Source organism: Corallococcus sp. CA053C, from assembly GCF_003611675.1.
Taxonomy (GTDB): domain Bacteria; phylum Myxococcota; class Myxococcia; order Myxococcales; family Myxococcaceae; genus Corallococcus.
In genome coordinates this window covers 1-21,805 of the sequence record NZ_RAWA01000082.1, presented here as the reverse complement: position 1 = coordinate 21,805, position 21,805 = coordinate 1, and the positions used below count along the sequence as shown (strand labels likewise).

The following is a 21,805-nucleotide window of genomic DNA, read 5'->3' as shown; positions in this document are numbered from 1 at the left end:
CTCCAGCGCCCGCTCGCTCGCTGCCGCAACCGCACGCCGGGCATTGCCAGTGACGGCTGGTTTCAGGGTCAAGATGGCATCGCGATGGGGACAGCACATCCTTCCCGGCGCTCCAAGGCAGGCCCATTGCCGAGCGCCCCCCCGCCAGTTGTCGGCGCATCGGGGCACCCGCAGGTTCTCTTCCGAAGGATGGGAGGAACACATGCCGACGATTCCAGGGCTCGACGAAACCGCGCGAGCAATCATCGCTGACGGAAAGGGCATCCTGGCGGCGGACGAGACGGTCTCCACGATCACGAAGCGCCTGACCGCGCGCGCCATCGAGTCGACCGCGGACAGCCGCCGCGCCTACCGCGAGATGCTCTTCAGTACGCCCGGCCTCACCGCGTTCATCGGCGGTGTCATCCTGCAGGATGAGACGATCCGGCAGGACAGTTCGACAGGCATCCCGCTGATTGAGCTGCTGGCGGGCCGGGGCATCATCCCCGGCATCAAGGTCGACACTGGCGTCCACCCCCTGGCCGGCGCGCCGGGAGAGTTCGTCGCTGAAGGGCTGGACGGGCTCCGCGACCGGCTTGAGGAGTACCGCGAGCTGGGTGCGCGCTTCGCCAAGTGGCGCGCGGTCTTCATCATCCGCGACGGGCTGCCGACCGCGAAGTGCATCCACGCGAATGCGCACGCGCTCGCGCGTTACGCCGCCCTCTGCCAGGAGCAGGGCCTGGTGCCCATCGTGGAGCCTGAGGTCCTGATGGAGGGAGCGCACGCGCTCGAGCGATGTGAGGACGTGACGGGGCGCGTGCTGCAAGCGGTCTTCAACGAGCTCTTCGATGCGCGGGTGTCCCTGGAAGGGATGTTGCTCAAGCCGAACATGGTCACCGCGGGTCAGGGGAGCGCGAGGCAGGCCCCGGTGGAGGAGGTGGCGGAGGCGACGTTGCGCGTCCTGACGCGCCATGTTCCGCCCGCGGTTCCCGGGGTCGTCTTCCTGTCCGGCGGACAGGACCACGTCCTGGCCACCGAGCACCTCAACGCCATCAACATGCTGGACGGCCCGAAGCCCTGGACGCTGAGCTTCTCCTACGGACGCGCGCTGCAGGACGAGGCGCTCGAAGTCTGGAGGGGCCAGCGTGAGCGCGTGCCTGCCGCCCAGCAGGTGTTCCACCACCGCGCGTGGTGCGACAGCGCGGCGGCCCTGGGCAGATACAGCGGCGACATGGAGGGCGAAGCGGGCTTCGCCCCACCCGACTCCACACCTCACGCTCCACACTGATGGGAGGAATGTCATGGCACATCCAATAGGGACGGAAGCATCCGAGTCGGCGTCGCCGTTGTCCGCCAGGGAGCGTGGCCAGGGGCCCTCCGCGCCGGGCAGGGATCGGCCCCAGGGGGAGGGACCGCTCACCGTCAGGGAAGTGGAGTTGATGAACGCGTACTGGCGCGCGTGCAACTACCTCGCGGTGGGGATGATCTACCTCCAGGACAACCCACTGCTGCACAGGCCCCTGGTGCCGGCGGACGTGAAGCACCGGCTGCTGGGCCACTGGGGCGCGAGCCCGGCGCTCTCGTTCACCTGGGTCCATCTGAACCGGCTCATCGTCGAACAGGGCCTCGACGTCATCTTCGTGGCCGGGCCGGGCCACGGCGCTCCGGGCGTGCTCGGGCCGGCGTATCTGGAGGGCACCTACTCGGAGGTCTATCCGGACAAGAGCATGGACGCGGAGGGGATGCAGAAGTTCTTCAAGCAGTTCTCCTTCCCAGGCCACATCGGCAGCCACGTCACCCCGGAGACGCCGGGCTCCATCCATGAAGGCGGCGAGCTGGGCTACAGCCTCTCCCACGCGTACGGCATGGCGTTCGACAACCCCGACCTCATCGTCGCCTGCGTCGTGGGTGACGGCGAAGCGGAGACCGGGCCGCTCGCGACGGCGTGGCACTCGAACAAGTTCCTCAACCCCGTGCGGGACGGCGCCGTGCTGCCCATCCTGAACCTCAACGGGTACAAGATCGCCAACCCGACCATCCTCTCCCGCATCAGCCAGGAAGAGCTCGAGGCCCTGTTCGTCGGCTACGGCTACAAGCCCTACTTCGTCGAGGGCAGCGACCCGACCCAGATGCACCAGAAGATGGCGGAGACCCTGGAGCGCGCCGTCGAGGAGATCAAGGCCCTGCAGAAGACGGCACGGCAGACGGACACCCCGACGCGTCCGCGCTGGCCCATGATCGTCCTGCGCTCGCCCAAGGGCTGGACTGGCCCCAAGGAGCTGGATGGGCACAAGCTGGAGGGCTCCTGGCGCTCACACCAGGTCCCCTTCGGCGACGTGCGGGACAACCCGTCGCACCTGAAGGCGCTCGAGGACTGGATGCGCAGCTACCGGCCCGAGGAGCTGTTCGACGCGCAGGGGAGGCTGAATCCGGAGGTCAGGGCGCTTGCACCCAAGGGGGCCCGGCGGATGAGCGCGAACCTCCACGCCAACGGCGGCCTGCTTCGCAAGGCGCTCAAGCTGCCTGACTTCCGCGACTATGCGGTCAAGGTCGGCCAGCGCGGCACCACGCTGCATGAGAACACGAAGCCCCTCGGGGAGTTCCTGCGCGACGTCATGCGCGACAACCCGACGAACTTCCGCGTCTTCGGCCCGGACGAGACCGCCTCGAACCGGCTCCAGGACATCTACAAGGTGAGCAAGAAGACCTGGATGGCCACCCTGTTGCCGGAGGACGCCGACGGGGGCGAGCTCGCGCGGGACGGCCGCGTCATGGAGATGCTGTCGGAGCACACGCTGCTCGGCTGGCTCGAAGGGTATCTGCTCACGGGGCGCCACGGCCTGTTCCACACGTATGAGGCGTTTGCCCACGTCATCGACTCCATGTTCAACCAGCACGCCAAGTGGTTGGACATCAGCAAGAACCACGTGAGCTGGCGGGCGCCCGTCGCCTCGGAGAACATCCTGCTCTCCTCGACGGTGTGGCGTCAGGACCACAACGGGTTCTCACATCAGGACCCGGGGTTCATCGACCTGGTGACCAACAAGTCCGGCTCCGTCACCCGCATCTACCTGCCGCCAGATGCCAACACGCTGCTGGTGGTGGCGGACCAGTGCCTGCGCAGCACCGACTGCGTCAACGTCATCGTCGCGGACAAGCAGAAGCACCTGCAGTTCACCAGCATGGACGAGGCCATCGCCCACTGCGCCAAGGGGATGGGCATCTGGAAGAGGGCCAGCACGGACGTGGACGCGGAGCCGGATGTCATCATGGCCAGCTGCGGCGACGTCGCGACGCAGGAGGCCCTGGCCGCCGCCTCCATCCTGCGCGAGCGCGCACCGAACCTGAAGCTGCGCTTCGTCAACATCGTCGACCTGTTCAAGCTGCAGTCGTCGGCGGATCACCCGCACGGGTCCACCCAACGGGAAATCGAAAGCCTGTTCCCGCGGGGCAAGCCGATCATCTTCAGCTTCCACGGCTATGCCTCGCTCATCCACAAGCTCGCCTATCGTTTCATCAACCACGAAGACCTGCACGTGCATGGCTACCGGGAGAAGGGCAACATCAACACGCCCTTCGAGCTGGCGATCCTGAACGAGACGTCCCGCTTCCACCTGGTCATCGACGTCATCGATCGCGTGCAGGGGATGCAGGCGAAGGCAGGGCACCTGAAGGAAGAGATGAAGAACGCCCTCCTCGACAACCTGGCCTACGCGCACGCGCACGGCAGGGATCGTCCTGAAATCTCCGACTGGACCTGGCCGGACTGAGAGGGGCTCACGCATGGCTCGGCGGACGTTCGAAACGGGAGACGCGCTGCTCGTACTCAACGCCGGTTCTTCGAGCCTGAAGTTCTCCGTCTTCCTGGATGAGGAGCCCCTCCGCCTCTTGTTGCGGGGGGCCTTCGAGGAGCTGTCGACCCGTCCGCGGTTCGTCGCGCACGCGGACGGCGCCGTCGTCGGTGAGAGGGATTGGGCGCCCGGAACGCAGCTCGGGTACACGGGCGCCACCGACTTCCTGTTCGCCTGGGGCCGAGAGGGCGTCCTCGGCGGGCACCGGATCGCGGCCACCGGCCACCGTGTGGTCCATGGCGGCATGCGCTTCTCCGGGCCCGCCATCATCGACGGGGCGACCCTGGCGGAGCTGGAAGCGCTCATCCCGCTGGCGCCGTTGCACCAGCCCCACTGCGTGGAAGCGATCCGGGCCGTCACGCGGACGGCGCCAGCGCTGCCGCAGGTCGCATGCTTCGATACCGCGTTCCACCGCACCCAGCCGCCCGTGGCCCAGGCTTTCGCCCTGCCTCGCCGGTATGCCGAGGAGGGCATCCGCCGCTACGGATTCCATGGACTCTCCTACGAGTACATCGCCTCCATGCTGCCGCGCACGGCGCCTGGGGCCGCCGAAGGACGCACGGTGGTGGCCCACCTCGGGAACGGCGCGAGCATGTGCGCGCTGCTCCGGGGACGCAGTGTGGCGACGACCATGGGCCTCACCGCCCTGGATGGGCTCATGATGGGCACCCGCTGCGGTGCCATCGATCCTGGAGTCCTCCTCTACCTGATGGACCGGCACGGCATGGACGCGCGCGCGCTGGAGCGGCTCCTCTACGAACAATCCGGCCTGCTGGGTGTCTCCGGTGAATCCAGCGACATGCGGGAGCTGCTTGGCGGCTCCAGTGCCGCCGCCGCCGAGGCGCTGGAGTTGTTCGTCTACCGCATCCATCGCGAGCTTGGCTCGCTCGCGGCGGCCCTGCACGGCCTGGACGCCGTGGTGTTCACGGGCGGCATTGGCGAGCACGCCGCGCCCATTCGCGCGCGGGTCTGTCGCGACGCGAGCTGGCTCGGGCTGGAGCTGGATGAGGAGGCCAATGCTCGCGGCGGTCCCCGCATCACCAGGCCCGACAGCCGCGTCTCCGCCTGGGTGATTCCCACGGATGAGGAGGCGATGATCGCCCTCCACACCCGGCGCGTGCTGCGCTCGACAGGTCCGGTGCGCGAGGCGTGACTCGAGCCAGGGCCGGGGCGTGAGCGCATGACTGTCCGCCCCTCCCCGGAGGGGCGGTGTGCGGACAGGCGGCCCATCCCCACGCTCCTGGCACCACGCAGTCCTGACTCACAAGGCGGCCCTCATGCGACTCCTCCCGTTGGTTCCCCTCGCCCTGCTGGCGCTGGCCGTGCCTCGGGGCGCGCGTGCCCAGTCGACGTCTGGCATGGACCCGGCTCCGGCGGGCTTCGTCACGCAGAAGAGCGAGGGTCCCGCGCGGCACTTCATGTTCAACGTGGGCGGCGGCATCTCCTTCCCCATCTCCGACGCGGGGGAGCGCTTCGAGACGGGCGGCGGCTTCCAGCTGGGCGCCGGCTATCAGTTCCTGAGGAATTTCGGCCTCATGGCGGAGTACTACTACAGCAGCTATTCCATCCAGGCCGACGTGCTCACCGGGAGTGGCGTCGACGGCAATCACTACATGCAATACGGCAGCCTCAATGCTGTCTGGAATGTGATTCCCCACAGCCCCCTCGGCTTCTACTTCATCGCCGGGCCGGGCCTGTACCACCGCAAGGTGGAGCTGACCCAGCTGGGAGGCGTCGCGACCGTCCCGTACTGCGACCCGTGGCTGTACTACTGCGGCACGGACGTGGTGCCGGTGACGGAGATCCTCGGCTCGCGCAGCAGCACGGACTTCGGGGTCGGCGGCGGCGTCGGCGTCACCCTCAGGATCTATGGGGACCTCCGCCTCTACGTGGAGGGGCGCTACCACTACATCTTCGGCGACAGCGTCGACCTGCCGGACGGCAGCTCGAAAAAGGCCGACGGCCAGTACATCCCGGTCAACTTCGGCATCCGTTACTGAAGGTGCGCGAGCGGCGGGAGACGGACGCCCGGCAGGTCGCGGGCGTCCACTCCCAGCTCGCCCGCTTCGGGGCGCCGCGCCGACGTTCGATGATCAATGCGTCGCGGGCATCTCCGGCTCGGCCGCTTCTTCCCGCGTCGACAGGCCCGGGGTTGCGGGCCGCAAGAGGTAGCGGGTCTCGAAACTGTCCATCAAGTCCAGGTACTGCTCGAGGTACCGGGTCATCAAGAAGCGCTGTCGCACCGTCTCGCGCGCCGCTTCGCCCATGCGGCGTCGCAGTCGTTCGTCGGAGAGCAGGCGCACGATGCGATCCGCGGTCTCCTCGACCGAGGAAACGAGGAAGCCGTTCACCCCGTCCTCTATCTGGTAGCGAATGCCGCCCACGTTGCCGCCGATGACGGGCGTCCGCTTCCACATGGCCTCGGCGACGGTCAGACCGAAACCTTCGCGCAGGGACTTCTGCAGCACGACCGCGGCGCGGCGCTGAAGCGCGTTCACGAACGACGTGTCCTCGCCGCTCAAGATGAGGACCCGCTCCTCCTTCTCGCGCAGGAGTGATTCATAGACAGCCGGCCCTTCGGGGTCATCGGTGGCCACGTTGCCCACGAGCACGAGCGTGCAGTCCTTCACCCGCCGGGCAATCTGGAAGGCCTGGATGACGCCATGGGGGTCCTTCCAGCGATCGAACCGCGACACCTGGACCACCAGCGGGAGGTCCAGCGGAACGCCATAATGGCGGAGGCGCCGCTCCACCTCTCCTTCCGGAAGCTCGCGGTTGATGATGCTGAAGGGATCGATGGCCGGCTGGAAGACGCGCTGCGGCACGCGCCAGGGCTGGCGGTACTCGTCCGCGCTCACGATCATCGCGTCGTATTGCTCGACGTACCCCGCGAGGTACTCCCAGATGTCCCGGCTGGGCTGAGCCATGTCGACGTGGCAGCGCCAGATCCACGGTCCGCGCTTTCGCGAAAAACTCACCAACGGGAGCGGCTGTGGGTCGTGCACGACGACGAAGTCATGGTCGAACCGGTTTCGAATCGCGTTCTGGAACGCGACGTCCTCATAGATCTCCTTCTTGATGTCGGTGAGGCGGATGGGCTCGCCTTGAAGCGCGTTGTGCATCTTCTTCGTGATGCTGAAGAAGTCCGGTGGGCCCTGGATGGCCCGCCACTCGGCGTCGAGTCCCAACGCGCGCATCAGCAGCGTCAACGAGGAGAGGATTTCCGCCACACCGCCACCGAAATAGGTCGAGTTCACGTGGGCGATGCTGCGTCCGGAGAGTTGCCGCCCCTTGGCCAGGATCCGCTCAACGGCTTGCTGGCCAATGAAGGGCTCGTAGTCTTCCACGGTCGAGATCATGTGTCGGCTTTGCATTTTTTCCTCCATCGCGATCAACCTAGGCAGACCCGGAGGCGCGGTCAGTCGTGTGCACTGTCCAGGACAGGCGCTCGTACCCTCGCGAGCAGGCTGGCCGCGGCGCTCGCCTGCCCACACGGCGTGGTGTACATCCCGGCCCATGAAATCCGTCCGCCCGGCCTTCCTTCCAGGCCTGCTCTGCCTTCTGGCGCTGCTGCCCTTCGCTGCCCCGGCCCAGGCTCCCCGGCCCCGGGCCCGCGCGAGTGACCTGGGCATCTCCTTCGGGGGAGCTCCGGGCGCGCTCAATGCCATCACCGACGTGAAGGGCGTGGAGGTAGGCCATACGACGCTCATCTCCGGTGGGGACGCCCCCGGTGCGCCGCGGGTCCGGACCGGCGTCACCGCCGTGCTGCCCCGGGGCCGGGACGCGGTGGCGCAGCCCGTGTTCGCGGCGACCTACGCCCTGAATGGCAGCGGCGAGATGACCGGCACGCACTGGGTCAAGGAGTCGGGCCTGCTCTTCGGGCCCGTGATGATCAGCAACACGCACGCCGTGGGCGCCGTGCATGAAGGCGTGATTGCCTGGGCGCAGAAGCGGAACCTGACCTGGGAGCTGGGGCTGCCCCTGGTGGCGGAGACCTGGGACGGCCTGCTGAACGACATCGACGGCTTCCACGTGCGGCCCACCCACGCGATGCAAGCCATTGACGCCGCTCGCCCGGGCCCCGTGCCGGAGGGCTCCGTGGGTGGCGGGACGGGCATGGTCTGCCATGGATTCAAGGGAGGGATTGGCACGTCCTCGCGCAGGCTTCCGGCGGAGCAGGGGGGCTACACACTCGGCGTCCTGGTGCAGTGCAACTACGGCAGCCGGCGGCTCTTCTCCGTCGCCGGGGTTCCCGTGGGCGAGGAGATTCCCGACCTGCGCTCCTGCTACACGGGCTCGCAGCCTCCGAAGGGGCCCTTCTTCCTCCAGCTGAAGCCCTGCTCGACGCCGGGCGTCGTCAAACCCACGCATCCGGAAGGGATGGGCTCCATCATCGTGGTGGTGGCCACGGACGCGCCGCTCCTGCCGCACCAGCTGGACCGCGTCGCCCGGCGGGTGCCGCTCGCGCTCGGGAAGATGGGTGGCCTGGGGGAGGACTTCTCCGGGGACATCTTCCTCGCGTTCTCCACCCAGCCCGCGCAGGCGGTGGACGGCGCCGCCTCCGCCCAGGTCGCCATGCTCGAGAACGAACGGCTCAACCCGCTCTTCGAGGCCACGGTGCAGGCCACCCAGGAGGCCATCCTGAACGCGATGCTCGTCTCCGACACGATGACCGGGAACCAGGACGCGCGGGTGTATGGCCTGCCCCACGACCGACTGGTGAAGGCCCTGCGCAAGGCCGGAAGGCTGCCTCCGGCCCCGAAGCCGAAGCCGTCGCCGTGAAGGTGGCCCCCGCAATCAGATTCTTGAGAAGCCTTCGCCCGGGCGCTCCGGGTGACTGTGTCAACTCATGGCGCGGGCATGTCGTGCACGGTCGTGCGTACTGTTGCACGACATGCTCCCCATCCTCCTTGCCATTGCCGCGGGCTGCTTCCTGCTGGAACACCTCTTCCGTGGCTGGGCGCTGCCACGGGTGCGCGGCTGGCACCTGCGCGTGGTAGGCATCAACCTGGTGCAGGTGGCGGTGGTGCTGCTCGCGGGGGTGACGTGGGAGCGGTGGCTGTCGGCGTCCTCCCTGTTCCACCTCTCCCGGTACGTGCACCCCGTGGCCGGGGGCGTGCTTGCCTATGTCGTGGCCACCTTCGTCTTCTATTGGTGGCACCGCGTGCGGCACGAGAGCGACCTGCTCTGGCGTGTCTTCCACCAGATCCACCACAGTCCCCAGCGACTGGAGGTCATCACCAGCTTCTACAAGCACCCGCTGGAGATGGTGGTCAACTCCATCATCGGCACCTTGCTTGTGTTCACCGTGCTGGGCTTGAGCCCGGAGGCGGGCGCCGTGTACACGGCCTGCACCGCGCTGGGCGAGTTCTTCTACCACACCAACGTGCGCACGCCGCGCTGGGTGGGGTTCTTCTTCCAGCGGCCGGAGATGCACCGCATCCACCACGAGGCGGGAAAGCACCGTGGCAACTACGGAGACCTGCCGCTCTGGGACATGCTGTTCGGAACGTATGAGAACCCGCCCACCTGGGACGCCACCTGTGGCTTCGACACGGAGCGGGAGCTGCGGCTGGGCGCCATGCTTGCTTTCCGGGATGTGCACCGACCGGATCAATGAATCGCGGACGGGGCTGCCTCTCACCCCTTCAGGAACGTGCCGTGAAAGCCCAGTGGCAGCGCGCGTGGCAGCGTGGCGAGCGCCACGGGCCCATCATCGAGGTGCTCCGCGTCGAAGGCCGCCAGGCGCGTCTGGCCGCGCGTGCAGTCCAGTGACGTGCCCAGCAGCCAGCCCTGGCCCTCCCGCGACCCCGTGGGCACGAAGAGGTGCTCCTCGGCGATGACGCCCGGGCCGTAGTCGAAGCGCTGCACCCTGCCGCGCTCGACGTCGATGCGCGCGATGACGCCGCCGTGGGGGAGCGTCGCGTCCCCGTCCTCGAGCGTGACGAAGTGCGCGCTCCCGCGTCGGCCCGGGACGCGCGGGTCCACGACCGGGAACTCCGCGTGATGGGGGCTGCGGAGGATGCGACCCTCTCCCGCGCCCAGCGGAATCTCCAGCTGTGCCAGCCGCGCCGGTGGGAAGCCATTCCCCCGGCCCTGGATGTCCTGCTCCAGCGTCTGGTGCATGAAGTGCGAGTCCTCATACCAGCAGGCATACGCGCGCAGCCGGTCTCCGTCCTCCCACGCGTGGCCGAAGTGGAAGACGAAGCCGGCGGGCAGCTCCCGCCGGACCACGCGGGTCAGGTCCGCCTTCTCCACCACGAGCACCGTCGTGCCCAGCGCTGGCTGCCAGGACTTCGCGTCGAACCACGTCATGTCGCGCTTGTCGTCCCACAGCAGCGGCGCGAGCACCACGATGAGGTGACGCTCCGTCTGCGCGAAGGCGTGCGCATAGCCGGGGATGGGCATGGGCAGGTCCGCGAACTGGAGCATCCGCCCGTCGGCGCTGAAGTGGTACAGCAGCATCAGGCCCTGGTCGCCCGCGTACGGTGCGAGGCCGAAGTTCCAGTAGCTGCCGTCGCGCTCTGGCAGCGGATGCGCGGAGAAGGGCACGCCGGTCAGCTCCGGGGTCCAGTCCTTCGTGCCGCGCGTCTCGAGCGTCGCCGGGTCCAGCCGGTACGCGGAGCCCGCCTCCCAGAGTGCGAGCAGCTCGCCACCCACCATGAGCACCGACGTGTTGGACGTGTTGTGGGCATCGTTGCCGCGCGCGGGCAGCTCCGGGGTGCCCAGCGCGTAGTGGCCCAGTCGCTCTTCGTTCTGGAACTTGAAGGTCGACACGAAGCGCCCGTGGTGCGAGACGCCGCGCGGTGCGACGCGGAACGCCTGCACCATACCGTCGCCGTCGAACCAGTGACGCACGCGCTGGCCCGCGCGCTCCAGGCGGGCGGGGCCATTGCGGTACAGCGTGCCGTGCAGCGCGTCCGGGAAGCGACCCTTCACGCGCGCCTCCACGGGCGCCAGCGCGTCCACCGTCACGGACCGCCAGCCCAGGCTCCAGTCAGGGGCCGCGGTCGGCGCGGCGGCGGGACGCGGGCCCGAGGCGCAGCCGGTGAGCAGCGCGGCACCCATCCCCTGCAACAGTGTGCGGCGGTCCATGGCGTGAATCCTCAGAACACCGTCAGGGTGAGCGTCGTGCCGTCGGCGCTCAGCGTGAACTTCGCCTCGTCGAAGCCAGGCTTGCCGCGCGCGCCCACGTTGTTGCTGAAGCCGTAGCCCTCCTTGGGGATGCCGATGAAGTTGGTGTCGAGCTTGTTGTTGTCATTGGCGTCGTGGAACAGGCTCACGGCGTAGGTTCCCGGCGCGAGGTCCGGGATGCTGACGGTCAGCTTCGAGTCCTTCACCTCCACGGTGCGCACGGCCGCGGGCTTGCCCTTGTCGTTGAACGACGCCGCGTCTGCGTGCACGGCGATGAGGACGTGGCCGGTCTTCTTGGTCAGGCCCTGGATGTCCAGGGTGAGCGTGGCGGCGTGGGCGTTGGCGGCCAGCAGCAGGACAGCGGCGACAAGACTCTTCACGGTGGGCCTCGGGGTGCGGCGGGTGATGCGAGGCAATATGAAGAGCCTTGCCGGGGGGCACATGTGCCTGAAGTCATATGTGGACGCTTTTCGGGCAGGCGTGGGATCCTCCCGGTGTGACCGAGATTGAAACCATCGAGGCCTTCGAGCGGCACCTGCGCTCGGGAGCGCACCTCTCCAACGTCGTCATCCAGGGGTTGGATCTGCGGCGCCACACCGCCGCGCTGGTCACCGCCGGGCTGGCGGGCACCGTCTTCCTGGGGTGTGAGCTGGAGATGGAGGCCCTGAGCGCGGCGCTCGCGCACGGGGCCCTGGTGTTCCCGCCCATCTCCGGGCTGCCCTATCAGCCCTATCGCGGCAGCCTCTACTCGCCGGAGGAGCTGTACGCCGGCTTCGACCCGGCGCGGCCGGAGACGTACGCCGACACGCTGGACGCGCGCATCTACGCGCACTGGACCGCCCATGGACGGGGCAGTCCACCGACGCTGCTGGAGATGCTGTCGCAGCGGCTGCATGACCATGCCGTCACCGATGCGATGGAGGAGTTGCTCCAAGCGGGCGGCGGGACGCGCAAGGTGGTGGCCATCATGGGCGGGCACTCCATGAAGCGCGGCCAGCCGGACTACCGCGCGGTGGTGGCGCTGGCGCGCGAGCTGACGCAGCGGGGCTTCTTCATGGTGAGTGGTGGGGGGCCGGGTGCCATGGAGGCCACCCACGTGGGCGCCTGGTTCGCCCGGCGCTCCGAGGCGGAGCTGGACGCGGGGCTCGCCCTCCTCGCGAAGGCCCCCAGCTACACGGACCGCGAGTGGCTCGCGCGCGCCTTCGAGGTGCGGGGTGCGTTTCCGCTCCAGGATGCAGACAGGCCCTTCTGCGACAGCCTGGGCATCCCCACGTGGCACTACGGGCACGAGCCGCCCAACCCGTTCGCGACGTCCATCGCCAAGTACTTCGCCAACAGTGTGCGCGAGGACGGCCTGCTCACCATCGCGCGCGGCGGGATCGTCTACGCGCCGGGCAGCGCGGGCACCATCCAGGAAGTCTTCCAGGACGCGTGCCAGAACCACTACAACTCCGTGGGCGTCATCAGCCCGATGATCTTCCTGGGCACGGAGTTCTGGACGCGCACGCGCCCCGTGTACCCGCTGCTGACGCAGCTCGCCCAGGGGCAGGAGTACGCGCGCTACCTCCTGCTGACGGACTCGCAAGAGGAGGTCATCCGGGCGCTGGTGGACTACGACTCCTCGCGACCCGGCGCGTGACGATTGCTCCCTTTGCCTCCCCACGGGCGTCAGGCCGCCGCGGCGCTTCGGGCCGCGGCGGCGACGCTGGCGTCGGTGCTCTGACTCACTCGCTCTCGGGTTCCGGCTCGCTCGTATCGGGGGCGAGCTCCGCCGTGGGGCACTGCCTTGCGTCGAGGCGGCCATACAGGCCGTGCTCCTCGTCATCCGGGCCGGAGGTGAAGAAGAGTGTGTCGGTGGGCTGGTCGAGCAGGCCGTTGCCGAAGCTCAGCCCCCACAGCCCTTCGATCTCAATCGCGTTCCCGTTGGGCCGCTCCAGCCGACCCTTGAAGCGGCCGGTGATGGGGTCGTAGGCGTTGATGCGGCCATCGCCGAAGTTGCCCACCAGCAGGTGGTTGCTGAACTTCCCGAAGCTGGCGGGCGCCAGGGCCAGACCCCACGGGGCATTCAGCCGGCCCCTCGTGATGAGCCGGCGGACGAACTGCCCGCTCGCGTCGAAGACATTGACGAAGCCGAACCCCTTCCCGGCGACGTCGTCCTCCTTGTCCTCGTCCTGCTTCGCGTACGTCACGTAGAGGCTGCCGTTGATGTTCTGGATGCCGAAGGGCGCGTAGCCCGCGGGCAGGAACGGGTCGTGGAAGGCGCCGGGACTGCTCACAGGGGCGAAGTTGCTGTTGAAGACGTCAATCCTGCCGTTGTGGAAGTCCGTCGCGAACAGGAAGAGCCCGGTGCCATCGCCCGCCAGCGCGAGCCCCTTGTAGATGGCGTCCTTCGCGGAGTTGTCCACCACGAGCAGGGCATGGGTCAGGTCCACGGTGGGCGACCAGGCCGCCACGGTGCCCTGCTCGGTGACGAAGATGAAGCGGCCAGGCGCGGAGGTCGTGCCATTCGTGACGACAAAGCCGGGCGAGCCGTTGAAGACGATGCCGGTGGGCCTGCCCGGGCCGGTGTCTCCCGGAGGCGACGGGATGGTGACGACGAGCGGCTGGATGACCCCGTTTCCGTCGTAGAGCGTCGAGACGCCTGCCTCGTTGTCGGAGATCCAGACGGCGCCGAACGGGTTGAAGGCAATCCCCCACGGATTGACGAGGTTCGGGTCGACGGTCGTTCCTGGCACTCCATTGTCGGAGACGAGGTTGCGCTGCATGTAAGCGTTGGGCGGATGGCACGTGCCCCAGGTGGCGTCCTCCGCTGCGCTCACTTCCGGCACCAGTGCCGTGGTGAGCGCCAGGGCGAACACCCCTTCCCGCAATGACAGACGCCGTGAATGTTTGGATGAAACCCTCATTGTTGCTTCCCTTCGGCTCCGAGCACGCGAAGGCCGCGCACTCATCGGGCCGCAACGTGGGAGGGGGGCCGGGTTGCGGCAACCCGCCCTGACAGTCGGCGCAAAGGAGTGCCCAGGTCACGGGACTCCATCTGGGGGACTAAGCGCGCCGCGACGGCCTCAGCGAGCCCCGGACCGCGAAGGGCCCGGGTCCGTCAGCTCACAGGCCGTCGGGGTAGCACCAGCCCGTGGTGCGGTCGTAACCGCCACCGGCGAGCGGATACCCGATGAAGCCCAGCTCCTCTCCCGCACCGCAGTCCGAACGCGCGCGGGCATAGGGCAATCACGGCGGGGTCGGGATGGGGCATCGCGAGGGCTCTTCGGGTGGAGGGGCTCCCTTCTATCGATCTTCCACGTCCGCGGTATGCGCATCCCCGCAGGTATCGCGGCCGGGGGTCGTCGCACGCGGTGCTCGAGCACCTGCGCAAGGGCATGGCGTGGCGGACGGCCGCCTACGACGCCGCGAAGCGCGGGCAGAAGCGGGTCGGCACGCTCGTCCTGACGAGCCAGATGCAAGCGCTCCTCTACTTTGAAGCGGCGGACTGGCGATGCGTCCTAATCCTTGTCGCCCGCTGGGGCCTTCATCGCCACCGGCCGGATGCTGAACGGCACGTCGACGTAGGAGTCGAGGGTGTTCAGCACCCGGGCCATGACCGTCGGCCGCTCTCCACGCGCCAGGGCCAGCCGCATCTGCGCCTGATGCCAGGCCGTGACGCAGCGGAGCGTGGGCGGGGTGAGGTTGATGGCCCGGCGCATCGTGCCCTTCAGGAGCTTCCACGCGCGCTGCTGTCCCGGTCCCCAGGCCAGACCGTACGCCTCGCGCCAGCGCGGCGGCAGAAGGCCGGCGGTGAGCACCTCATCGAGCTGCCCCCGGGTGAACGGTGAGTTGAAGAGCAGGCCCGCCAGCTCGCGCGCGGTGTCTCCCACACGCAGCGTCTCTCCCTCCAGTTGCGCGTGATACCACGCGTAGAAGGACTCCAGCGTGGGTGGCATCTGCTCCGGCAGGAGCCCGAACTGCGCCGCGGCGAGCCGCGACTCCTCATAGAAACGGCGCTTCTCCTCAAGGCTGAGCGGCCGCACGAAGGTCTCGAAGACCACGATGGCGCCGTCGAAGAGGGTAGCGAGCACCCAGCGGAGGAGCAGCGGGTCGTTCGCTCGGTAGCGTCCGTCGCCCTGTGGGCCCGCCCCGGCCGGCAGCGGGCCGTTGACACGACTGTGGAGGCTGTGGACCCGCTTCGCGGCCCCCATCGCCTCGCGGAGGCCACCGAAGACGAGCTGGTACATCGCCGTATAGGTGCGTCGCGCACGGCCGAGCAGGTCACCCCGGAAGTTGCTGTTCTGGGACACGCCGACGGCCACTGCCGGATGGGCGATCTGCAGCAGGATGGCCCGCAGTCCCCCGAGGAGGATCACCGGTTCGCGATAGATCACCCAGGTCATGCTGTCGGGGCCGTAGAAGCCCTCGAGCTCGCCTGCCGAGCGCTCCCGCAGGTAGGCGAGACACTTGCGGAAGTGCTCGCTGTCCTGACTGATCTGCTGCTGCACTTCCGGAGGCAGCTGTCGCCATCCCGGACCCTCTGCGGCCTGTTTCATGAGCCGGAAAGCACTACCACACCCTTCGGGCAGGTGTTTCGCGCCACCTCGCTAGGGCACGTCCAGGGCCGCCGCCACGATGCGCATGGTGATGGAGGGCGGCTCCTTCCCCATGTGGAGCGTGTTGACCGAATAGACGATGCGCCGGCGCAGGTCCCGCGTGGCGCCCATCCCGTTGTTGTAGCCGTGCCGGTCGCCGCTCTTGCCCCACAGCGTGAACCCGTTGAAGTCGATGCGGTTGAGCCCCGCGCTGTAGGTGGCGCGACCGCCATCCACGGAGGGCACGTCCGGGACGGTGAACATCTCCTCCAACTGCGCGCGCGGCACCAGTCGGCCCTGGAAGAGCGCGACGAGGAAGCGATCCAGATCGGCCGTGGTGGAGATCATCTCTCCCGCCGCCCAGGGGACGGACTGGCTGGCGTCGGTGACGTCCACCAGGCACAGCGTCCCGTAGGCAGTGGCTCCGGAGGGACAGCCCGCGCCTTCCGGCTCCACGGACTCGTAGCCACGGGTATGCGGGCCCGGAATGGACACCTCGTTGCCGGGCACGAAGGTGTCCCGCAGGTGCAGCGGCCGCAGGATGCGGTCCCGCACCGCGTCTCCGTAGGGCCGTCCCGTCACCTGTTCGATGAGCAGCCCGGCGACGATGTAGCCAACGTTCCCGTAGTCCTGTGCGTCGCCCGGGTTGAACCGGGGTCCCGCGGGAAGCGCCAGCGAGAGCAGCTCCCGGGGGCTGTAGCGGCGGAACCGGTTCTCGAAGAACCACGCAGGGTCCTTCTGCGGCACCGGCACGCCAGGCAGGCCGTGGGTGTGATTGAGCAGCTGCCGCACGGTGATGGGCGCGTAGACACCGGCGGGGAGGAGGCGCGGCAGGTAGTCCTGGACGGGCCGGTCCAGGTCCACCCGGCGCTCCGCGGCGAGCTGGAGCACGACCGTGGCCGTGAAGGTCTTGGTCATGCTGCCGATGCGGAAGCGCGCGTCCGTGCGCACCGGGGCTCCGGTCTGGATGTCCGCCACGCCGGACGTGCCCAGCCAGCGTCCATCCGCGCCGCTGATCCGCACCTGGGCACCGGTCACCTGCGCATCCGGCACGCCCGCGATGGCCTGGCGCAGGGCTTCGCGATTGAGCGGAGGCAGACGCGGGCCTGCTTCCAATCCCAGCTCGCCCGCCTCCAGTTCGCTCACTTCCAGGGTGTTGTCGGCGGGGCCGCATGCGGGGGCCATGACGCTCGTGAGCAACGCCATGCCCAGCCGCAGTCCGCGGTTCAGGACAGCCATGTTCCATCTCCAGGGTGATGAGGACCGGCGGTGCCGGACGGCAGGTGGAACACCGGGGCCTTCCGGCGGTGTCACCCGGAGGATGGAATGGCGGAGCTACGCCTTGTTGTTCCGCTGCTCGAGTTCGAGGCGGAGCTTGTCCTCCCGCGCGCGCATCTCGGGGGTGAACTCCTCGTTGGGTCCTCTCGCTCGGGCGCCAGTGGGTTCTTCGTCAGGGCGACGATTGGGGCCGGGCGGGATCGACACGGCCGCGCCGGCTCTTCTCCAGGGGCCCGTTGAAAGCAACGGGGGACAGGCGCGAACGCCTGTCCCCCGGGTCATCGTGTCAGCGGGGCTGTCCCGCGCTCAGAGGCAGCCGGCGCCGGAGGTGCGGACGTAGCTGATGGCGCAGCCCGGCCGACCGCAGGACTGGACGGATCGGTTCGGGTTGCCGCAGCCGTTGTTGTCGACGTCCTCGTACCAGGTCTCCACCACGAAGGCGCCGCTGCTGGAGTCGTTGCAGTCGTCCGGCGGGCCGGAGAGGTAGGCGCCGCGGACCACCGGCCTGCCCGACGCGTCATTGAGGTCGGTGGGGTTGGTGCACCAGCGCAGCTGGAAGGTGCTGCCCGGGTGGCCGTCCCGGTCCCCGTCGCCGTACCACAGCGGCGCGCCGCCCATGGACACATCCACGCTCGGATCCACGTCGTTGGCGTCGCCGTCGCAATCGTTGTCCACCTGGGCGGAGCCCGGCTCGCAGAGCTCGCTCCTGCCCGGGTTCACGTTCGCCGCGGTGTCATTGCAGTCGCGGCCGGTGGCCACGTAGCCGGCGGGTTGGGCGCAGCGCACGAGGACGACGCTCTCGTTGCCGTAGTTGTCCCCGTCCACGTCGCGGTACCAGGTGGAGGCGTTGATGGCGTCATCCGCGCTGCCGGAGCAGTTGTTGTCCTGGCCGTCGCACGTCTCGGGGGCGTCGAGATAGACGGTGGCGTCGTTGTCGGACGGTGCGCTCGGCGCGGACTCGCACTCGGTGCCCTTGAGCTGCGGCTCCTCGATGTAGTCGGCGGCTGGAGCCGCGCAGCGCTGCTCGCTGGTGGACAGGTACACGTGGAGGTCGCCGTCCGAGTCCTGGTGGGTGGAAGGTTCGCGTCACGGCGGACCTGGTGGCATCGTTGAGCAAGCGTTGCGGATTCGCTGGGGGGATGGCGGTGGTGCTCCGCTCGCGGGACCCGCGCCTGACGTTCAAGGGGCGGGGATGAACTTGAACTCCGCGATCACGATCTCGACCTCCTGACCGTTCTTGGGCGCGCGTCCCTGGAAGAGCCAGAAGTTCATGTGGACGGGCAGGGGGCTCTGGGGGATGCGCTGCACGGAGTCCGGGGGATTGAAGAGCCAGCTGGCCATCTGGTTGACGTTGCCGTCCTGGTGGCCGTGCAGGGCCTGGAAGTAGACCTGCCGTGACGACCACTGGAAGCGGTGGGTGGAGTAGGTCCCTCCGAGGCTGATGGGATAGGCCTGATGGGAGTAGGGGACACCCGTCACCGCCGGGTACACCGCCCAGTTGCCCATCTGGGACTGACTGCCGCCCCACTTCGCGAACTCGAGGTCGATTTCATTCGTGCCGTCCGGGCCCACGTCGGGGCGCGTGTAGTTGAACAGGCCCAGCACCACGTTGTCGTCGAAGAGGTCCGGCCGGCCAATCACCTTGAACTGGTACGTGCCAAAACCCAGCCGCTGCTGCGGCATGTAGACCTCCGCCGTCGTCCAGCGTCCGTCACGCCAGGCAATCTTCAGATGGAGGTAGCCGCTCGCGTCGACCCAGACGTTGCGATCGTCCCAGGCATTGGGACCCGGGCCGCCCTGACCGGTGCGCACCTCCCATTGATAGCCAGAGAAGGAGACGCTCCTCGCCTCCGCGAATTGCGCGAAGGCAAGGCAGGACAAGAGAGCGATACCCAGTACAGGTGAGCTGCGCATGGATGACCCCGGTTCGAGGAGGGGGGAAAAGTGAACATTCCCGGCCGGGCGGCCGCGCCCCCTCCCGCCACAACACTGGAACACAGGGCCCCCATCCCACGGGAGTGAGTGGCTTGAAGAAGTGTTCGCCGTGCCGCAATAGCCCCGGAGTCTGAGCGATTGTCCTGCCTTCGAAGTTGGCAGTCCCCAGAGATCGGAGTGACAGACAAGTCGTTAGCATGACCTCCACTTGCGGGGGGAGAAGTCATGGATCAGAATCCGGCTGTCGCAACCGCTGTCGCCGTCGGTGAACGGAATCCTGCGGACACCGCGGTCATTTCCATTCCACACACAGTCAACAGCCGCCTCGTCTTTCTCACGGGCGCGCTGCCGCTGGTGGTGCTCGCCACCTCCTGGTTCGTGGCTCCCGGCTGGAGCTACGTCGCGACCACCGGCGCACTGGCGATGTTCCTCTTCGTGCTTGGACAGACGATCTCGGGCACCCCCTTCGGAGTGCTCGTCAACGAGCGCAACCTCATGAGCCTCTCGCGTGTCCAGGCCGTCATGTGGACGGTGCTCGTGATGGGCGGCTACCTGACCATGGCCATCTCCCGCGTGAAGGCAGGCACGCCCAACTCGGTGGACATCACCATTCCCCAGGAGCTCTGGCTGGCGATGGGCATCTCCACGACCTCGCTGCTGGGCACGCCGCTCATTCTCAGCGGCAAGCGCACGCGCACGCCAGACGAGAAGCTGGTGCGCAACACGTCGGCCCAGTTGTCCGAAGACATGCAGGACATCGCGCAGAACCGCCACGGCACGCTCTACGCGAACAAGAGCCTCCAGGACGCCCGCGTCGCAGACCTGTTCCAGGGGGACGAGGTCGGCAACACCGCCTACGTCGACCTCGCCAAGGTGCAGATGTTCTACTTCACGCTCATCGCTGGGGTGAGCTACTTCGTGGACGTCGCCATGGCTGTCATGGCGGGCAAGACAGGAAGCCTGCCGCCGCTATCGCAGGGCTTCGTCGCGCTCCTCGCCATCAGCCACGGCGGCTACCTGCTGGGCAAGGCGGGTGACCATTCCAATTCGAAGCCTGCTGCTTGAGGCCGTGTGGATAGACCGCCTGCTCGACGGCACCCCGCCGCAGGTGGTGGTATTGACCGCCTTCCCCGGTAACAAGACCCCATGACCGCCGACCCCAAGGCAAGCGCGGCCTTTGAACGACTCCGGGCGCGGATGGACGCCCTCAAGAAGGCACCCGCCTTCGAATAGGCGCGCACCTTCCTGCAGACCTTCTGCGCCCCCAACTCGCAGCTCGCGGACGTGGAGGATCAGATCCAGCACGCGCTCGGCTTCAACGGCATCCCGCTGTTGACGGGCATCGAAGGGCTGGCGCGGCTGCGCTGCATCGATGCGGTGGGCGTGGACGCGGAGAGCTTCGCGGTGCTCGTGCCGGAGCACGCCAGCGAGGACAAGGGGCCCTTCACGGTCTTCCGCTACCGCGCGGAGGTCGGGAAGCCCCTGAGCTACGAGCGGGTGACGGACGCGGGCCTCATCGCCCGGGTGCTCAAGGTCAGCAGGGCGTAGGTCATGGGGTGGTCATGCGCTAGGCTCCGGTGCGGCATTTCCAAGGAAGACAGTGCTTGGAGATGACTGGTGAAGTCCCCCTCACGGAGGTCGCATGCGAACGAGCCTTATCGGTGGTCTGTTGGCGACGGCGTTGATGTCGGTGGGATGTGGCGGGCCTATGGAGCAGGAGGAGGCCCCGGACCTGGCGACGCAGGAGGCCCCGCTTCCCGACTGCTCCGTCAGCCCGGATGACCTGCGCAACTACTACCGCGACGCCGCCCATACGGACCTGATCGGTCAGTGGGGGTGCTACTGCGGTGGGTTGTACAACTGGGGCAACAAGTCGGGGCCCTACGTCGAATACATCTATTCGTGCTGACCTGAAGCGCTGCGTCAGGCCTTCCCTGAGGAGGGCCTGACGCAGCCCGTGCGTCAGAGGCTGAGGCGCAGACCGACCCCCAGCTCGAAGGTGGGCGCGGCCAGGGTGAACCCCGGGATCTCCTGGCCGTTGACGGTGACGTCGGGCACGGAGAAGCCGAGCCGCAGCTCTCCGCCCTTGTGCCCGTAGTGCACGGCGCCGAACGCCTCCACCGTGAGGTAGGTGAGCGCGCGGTACGTCATGTTGAGCCGGCTCGTGTAGGAGCTGTCGGACAGGTTGCCCAGCGTGAAGAAGTTGAAGGCCGTGTGGTCCCAGTCGAAGGGCTGGTTCAGGAAGAGGTACGCCGCGCCGTAGTGGCGGCCGACGTACAGCGGCTGGAACGCGCCCTGCGCAATCAGGTACGGGTAGCCCACGGAGCTCGTGTAGCCCGTCGAGTTGTAGAAGTACTCCACGCCCACCACGGCCAGGTCGTTCTGCCCATAGGGGAAGCTGTAGTTGGCGCCGCCCGTCACCTGGGGCGTGAGGCCCCCGGGGATGTACGCCTCCACCTGGATGCCGTTCTGGAGGATGTCCTCCAGCGTGGTGCCCTCCGGCAGCCGGTACAGGGGCTGATCCGTGCCCTTCTTCAGGGCCAGCTCGCCGTAGACGTCGATGGGGCCCAGGGCGGAGGACAGGTCCAGGCCGAAGCGGGGCTTGCGGCCTCGCTGGGCCACGGCGCTGACGCCCACCTCCGCCGGGCCCACCACCACCTCCGCGCGCAGCGCCGCGCCAATGCGACTCAGCCGGTTGACGGGATCATCGCCGCCAGGGCGCGCCGGGCCCCCGGTGGGGTCGACGACGGCGCCCGCGTCGGTGCCCAGGTCGTCCGTCACGGCGATGGCGTAGAAGTTCCAGCCGCGCGACTCCCAGGGCAGGTGCAGCTTCAACATGGACACGCCGGTGCGCAGGTCCACGAAGGCCAGCGGGTTCTTGCGCTGGGGGGACAGGAAGTCGGTGGGGTTCCAGATCTGCCCCGTGCCCCACTTCACGTGCTGCTTGCCCACGGTGAAGAACACCGTGCGCATCAGGTCGAAGCGCAGCCACGCCTGATCCAACAGGACGCGCGGGTTGGACGGCGCGCCCTCGGCGGGCTGGGAGGGGAG

The 21,805-nt window shown here is 68.3% G+C and carries 20 protein-coding genes; 10 read left to right on the top strand and 10 right to left on the bottom strand.

Annotated features, from left to right (window positions below):
* Positions 1–202 precede the first annotated feature (202 nt).
* The 4 genes from D7V97_RS13950 (at position 203) to D7V97_RS13935 (ending at position 5,830) form a co-directional block, all read left to right on the top strand.
* Positions 203–1,267, top strand: a complete 1,065-nt coding sequence (locus tag D7V97_RS13950; RefSeq protein ID WP_120611120.1) for a class I fructose-bisphosphate aldolase — start codon at positions 203–205, stop codon at positions 1,265–1,267.
* 13 nt (positions 1,268–1,280) lie between these two features.
* Positions 1,281–3,749 (top strand): phosphoketolase, encoded by a 2,469-nt coding sequence (locus D7V97_RS13945; RefSeq protein ID WP_199728801.1) that lies wholly within the window; start codon positions 1,281–1,283, stop codon positions 3,747–3,749.
* Between the two features lie 13 nt (positions 3,750–3,762).
* Complete coding sequence (locus D7V97_RS13940) at positions 3,763–4,983, top strand: acetate/propionate family kinase (protein WP_120611118.1); 1,221 nt, start codon at positions 3,763–3,765, stop codon at positions 4,981–4,983.
* A 124-nt stretch (positions 4,984–5,107) separates the two neighbouring features.
* A complete protein-coding gene (locus tag D7V97_RS13935; RefSeq protein WP_120611117.1) occupies positions 5,108–5,830 on the top strand; it encodes an outer membrane beta-barrel protein in 723 nt (240 codons plus the stop codon).
* Between the two features lie 93 nt (positions 5,831–5,923).
* On the opposite strand, the gene D7V97_RS13930 is transcribed toward D7V97_RS13935, so the two are convergent.
* The gene (locus D7V97_RS13930) at positions 5,924–7,216 is read right to left on the bottom strand and encodes a glycosyltransferase (RefSeq protein ID WP_199728800.1); all 1,293 of its coding nucleotides are present in this window, start codon (positions 7,214–7,216) and stop codon (positions 5,924–5,926) included.
* A 130-nt stretch (positions 7,217–7,346) separates the two neighbouring features.
* Here D7V97_RS13930 and D7V97_RS13925 point away from each other — a divergent pair, with 130 nt between their 5' ends.
* Together D7V97_RS13925 and D7V97_RS13920 are read left to right on the top strand one after the other, a co-directional pair.
* Entirely contained in the window at positions 7,347–8,612 is a 1,266-nt protein-coding gene (locus tag D7V97_RS13925) for a P1 family peptidase (RefSeq protein WP_120611115.1), read from the top strand.
* A 112-nt stretch (positions 8,613–8,724) separates the two neighbouring features.
* Positions 8,725–9,450, top strand: a complete 726-nt coding sequence (locus D7V97_RS13920) for a sterol desaturase family protein (protein WP_120611125.1) — start codon at positions 8,725–8,727, stop codon at positions 9,448–9,450.
* Between the two features lie 20 nt (positions 9,451–9,470).
* Here the strand turns inward: D7V97_RS13920 and D7V97_RS13915 are convergent, their stop codons facing one another.
* Both D7V97_RS13915 and D7V97_RS13910 read right to left on the bottom strand, forming a co-directional pair.
* Entirely contained in the window at positions 9,471–10,925 is a 1,455-nt protein-coding gene (locus tag D7V97_RS13915; RefSeq protein WP_120611114.1) for a carotenoid oxygenase family protein, read from the bottom strand.
* A gap of 11 nt (positions 10,926–10,936) precedes the next feature.
* Positions 10,937–11,344, bottom strand: coding sequence for a DUF2141 domain-containing protein (locus D7V97_RS13910; RefSeq protein WP_199728799.1), 408 nt, complete (start codon positions 11,342–11,344; stop codon positions 10,937–10,939).
* 116 nt (positions 11,345–11,460) lie between these two features.
* Here D7V97_RS13910 and D7V97_RS13905 point away from each other — a divergent pair, with 116 nt between their 5' ends.
* A complete protein-coding gene (locus tag D7V97_RS13905; protein ID WP_120611124.1) occupies positions 11,461–12,603 on the top strand; it encodes an LOG family protein in 1,143 nt (380 codons plus the stop codon).
* Positions 12,604–12,688: 85 nt separating this feature from the next.
* Here the strand turns inward: D7V97_RS13905 and D7V97_RS13900 are convergent, their stop codons facing one another.
* The 6 genes from D7V97_RS13900 to D7V97_RS13880 form a co-directional block, all read right to left on the bottom strand.
* Entirely contained in the window at positions 12,689–13,822 is a 1,134-nt protein-coding gene (locus D7V97_RS13900; RefSeq protein WP_233582768.1) for a TIGR03118 family protein, read from the bottom strand.
* Positions 13,823–14,069: 247 nt separating this feature from the next.
* Positions 14,070–14,192 carry a hypothetical protein gene (locus D7V97_RS46490; protein ID WP_255424800.1) on the bottom strand — a complete coding sequence of 41 codons (123 nt, stop codon included), beginning with the start codon at positions 14,190–14,192 and terminating at the stop codon, positions 14,070–14,072.
* 272 nt (positions 14,193–14,464) lie between these two features.
* A complete protein-coding gene (locus D7V97_RS13895) occupies positions 14,465–15,502 on the bottom strand; it encodes an oxygenase MpaB family protein (protein WP_120611111.1) in 1,038 nt (345 codons plus the stop codon).
* A gap of 51 nt (positions 15,503–15,553) precedes the next feature.
* A complete protein-coding gene (locus tag D7V97_RS13890; RefSeq protein ID WP_120611110.1) occupies positions 15,554–16,780 on the bottom strand; it encodes a serine hydrolase in 1,227 nt (408 codons plus the stop codon).
* Positions 16,781–17,125: 345 nt separating this feature from the next.
* On the bottom strand, positions 17,126–17,863 hold the full coding sequence (locus D7V97_RS13885) for a putative metal-binding motif-containing protein (RefSeq protein ID WP_120611109.1): 738 nt from the start codon (positions 17,861–17,863) through the stop codon (positions 17,126–17,128).
* Between the two features lie 135 nt (positions 17,864–17,998).
* Positions 17,999–18,700: a glycoside hydrolase family 16 protein gene (locus D7V97_RS13880; protein ID WP_233582766.1), complete on the bottom strand. Its 702-nt coding sequence runs from the start codon at positions 18,698–18,700 to the stop codon at positions 17,999–18,001.
* Between the two features lie 279 nt (positions 18,701–18,979).
* Between D7V97_RS13880 and D7V97_RS13875 the strand changes: the two genes are divergently transcribed.
* The 3 genes from D7V97_RS13875 to D7V97_RS13865 all read left to right on the top strand — a co-directional run bounded on the left by D7V97_RS13875 (position 18,980) and on the right by D7V97_RS13865 (position 20,663).
* Positions 18,980–19,819: a hypothetical protein gene (locus tag D7V97_RS13875; RefSeq protein WP_120611107.1), complete on the top strand. Its 840-nt coding sequence runs from the start codon at positions 18,980–18,982 to the stop codon at positions 19,817–19,819.
* Positions 19,820–20,038: 219 nt separating this feature from the next.
* The gene (locus D7V97_RS13870) at positions 20,039–20,302 is read left to right on the top strand and encodes a hypothetical protein (RefSeq protein WP_120611106.1); all 264 of its coding nucleotides are present in this window, start codon (positions 20,039–20,041) and stop codon (positions 20,300–20,302) included.
* A 94-nt stretch (positions 20,303–20,396) separates the two neighbouring features.
* Positions 20,397–20,663 (top strand): hypothetical protein, encoded by a 267-nt coding sequence (locus D7V97_RS13865; RefSeq protein ID WP_233582765.1) that lies wholly within the window; start codon positions 20,397–20,399, stop codon positions 20,661–20,663.
* A 53-nt stretch (positions 20,664–20,716) separates the two neighbouring features.
* On the opposite strand, the gene D7V97_RS13860 is transcribed toward D7V97_RS13865, so the two are convergent.
* Positions 20,717–21,805, bottom strand: a 1,089-nt coding sequence (locus D7V97_RS13860; protein WP_120611105.1) for a hypothetical protein, incomplete at its 5' end; no start/stop codon positions are given.

Bases quoted from the DNA above. Each gene is read 5' to 3' on its own strand.
- D7V97_RS13940 (WP_120611118.1), top strand. From the start codon at position 3,763: ATGGCTCGGCGGACGTTCGAAACGGGAGACGCGCTGCTCGTACTCAAC.
- D7V97_RS13950 (WP_120611120.1), top strand. From the start codon at position 203: ATGCCGACGATTCCAGGGCTCGACGAAACCGCGCGAGCAATCATCGCT.
- D7V97_RS13875 (WP_120611107.1), top strand. From the start codon at position 18,980: ATGGATCAGAATCCGGCTGTCGCAACCGCTGTCGCCGTCGGTGAACGG.
- D7V97_RS13915 (WP_120611114.1), bottom strand. From the start codon at position 10,925: ATGGACCGCCGCACACTGTTGCAGGGGATGGGTGCCGCGCTGCTCACC.
- D7V97_RS13890 (WP_120611110.1), bottom strand. From the start codon at position 16,780: ATGGCTGTCCTGAACCGCGGACTGCGGCTGGGCATGGCGTTGCTCACG.
- D7V97_RS13945 (WP_199728801.1), top strand. From the start codon at position 1,281: ATGGCACATCCAATAGGGACGGAAGCATCCGAGTCGGCGTCGCCGTTG.
- D7V97_RS13895 (WP_120611111.1), bottom strand. From the start codon at position 15,502: ATGAAACAGGCCGCAGAGGGTCCGGGATGGCGACAGCTGCCTCCGGAA.
- D7V97_RS13920 (WP_120611125.1), top strand. From the start codon at position 8,725: ATGCTCCCCATCCTCCTTGCCATTGCCGCGGGCTGCTTCCTGCTGGAA.
- D7V97_RS13935 (WP_120611117.1), top strand. From the start codon at position 5,108: ATGCGACTCCTCCCGTTGGTTCCCCTCGCCCTGCTGGCGCTGGCCGTG.
- D7V97_RS13925 (WP_120611115.1), top strand. From the start codon at position 7,347: ATGAAATCCGTCCGCCCGGCCTTCCTTCCAGGCCTGCTCTGCCTTCTG.
- D7V97_RS13930 (WP_199728800.1), bottom strand. From the start codon at position 7,216: ATGGAGGAAAAAATGCAAAGCCGACACATGATCTCGACCGTGGAAGAC.
- D7V97_RS13865 (WP_233582765.1), top strand. From the start codon at position 20,397: ATGCGAACGAGCCTTATCGGTGGTCTGTTGGCGACGGCGTTGATGTCG.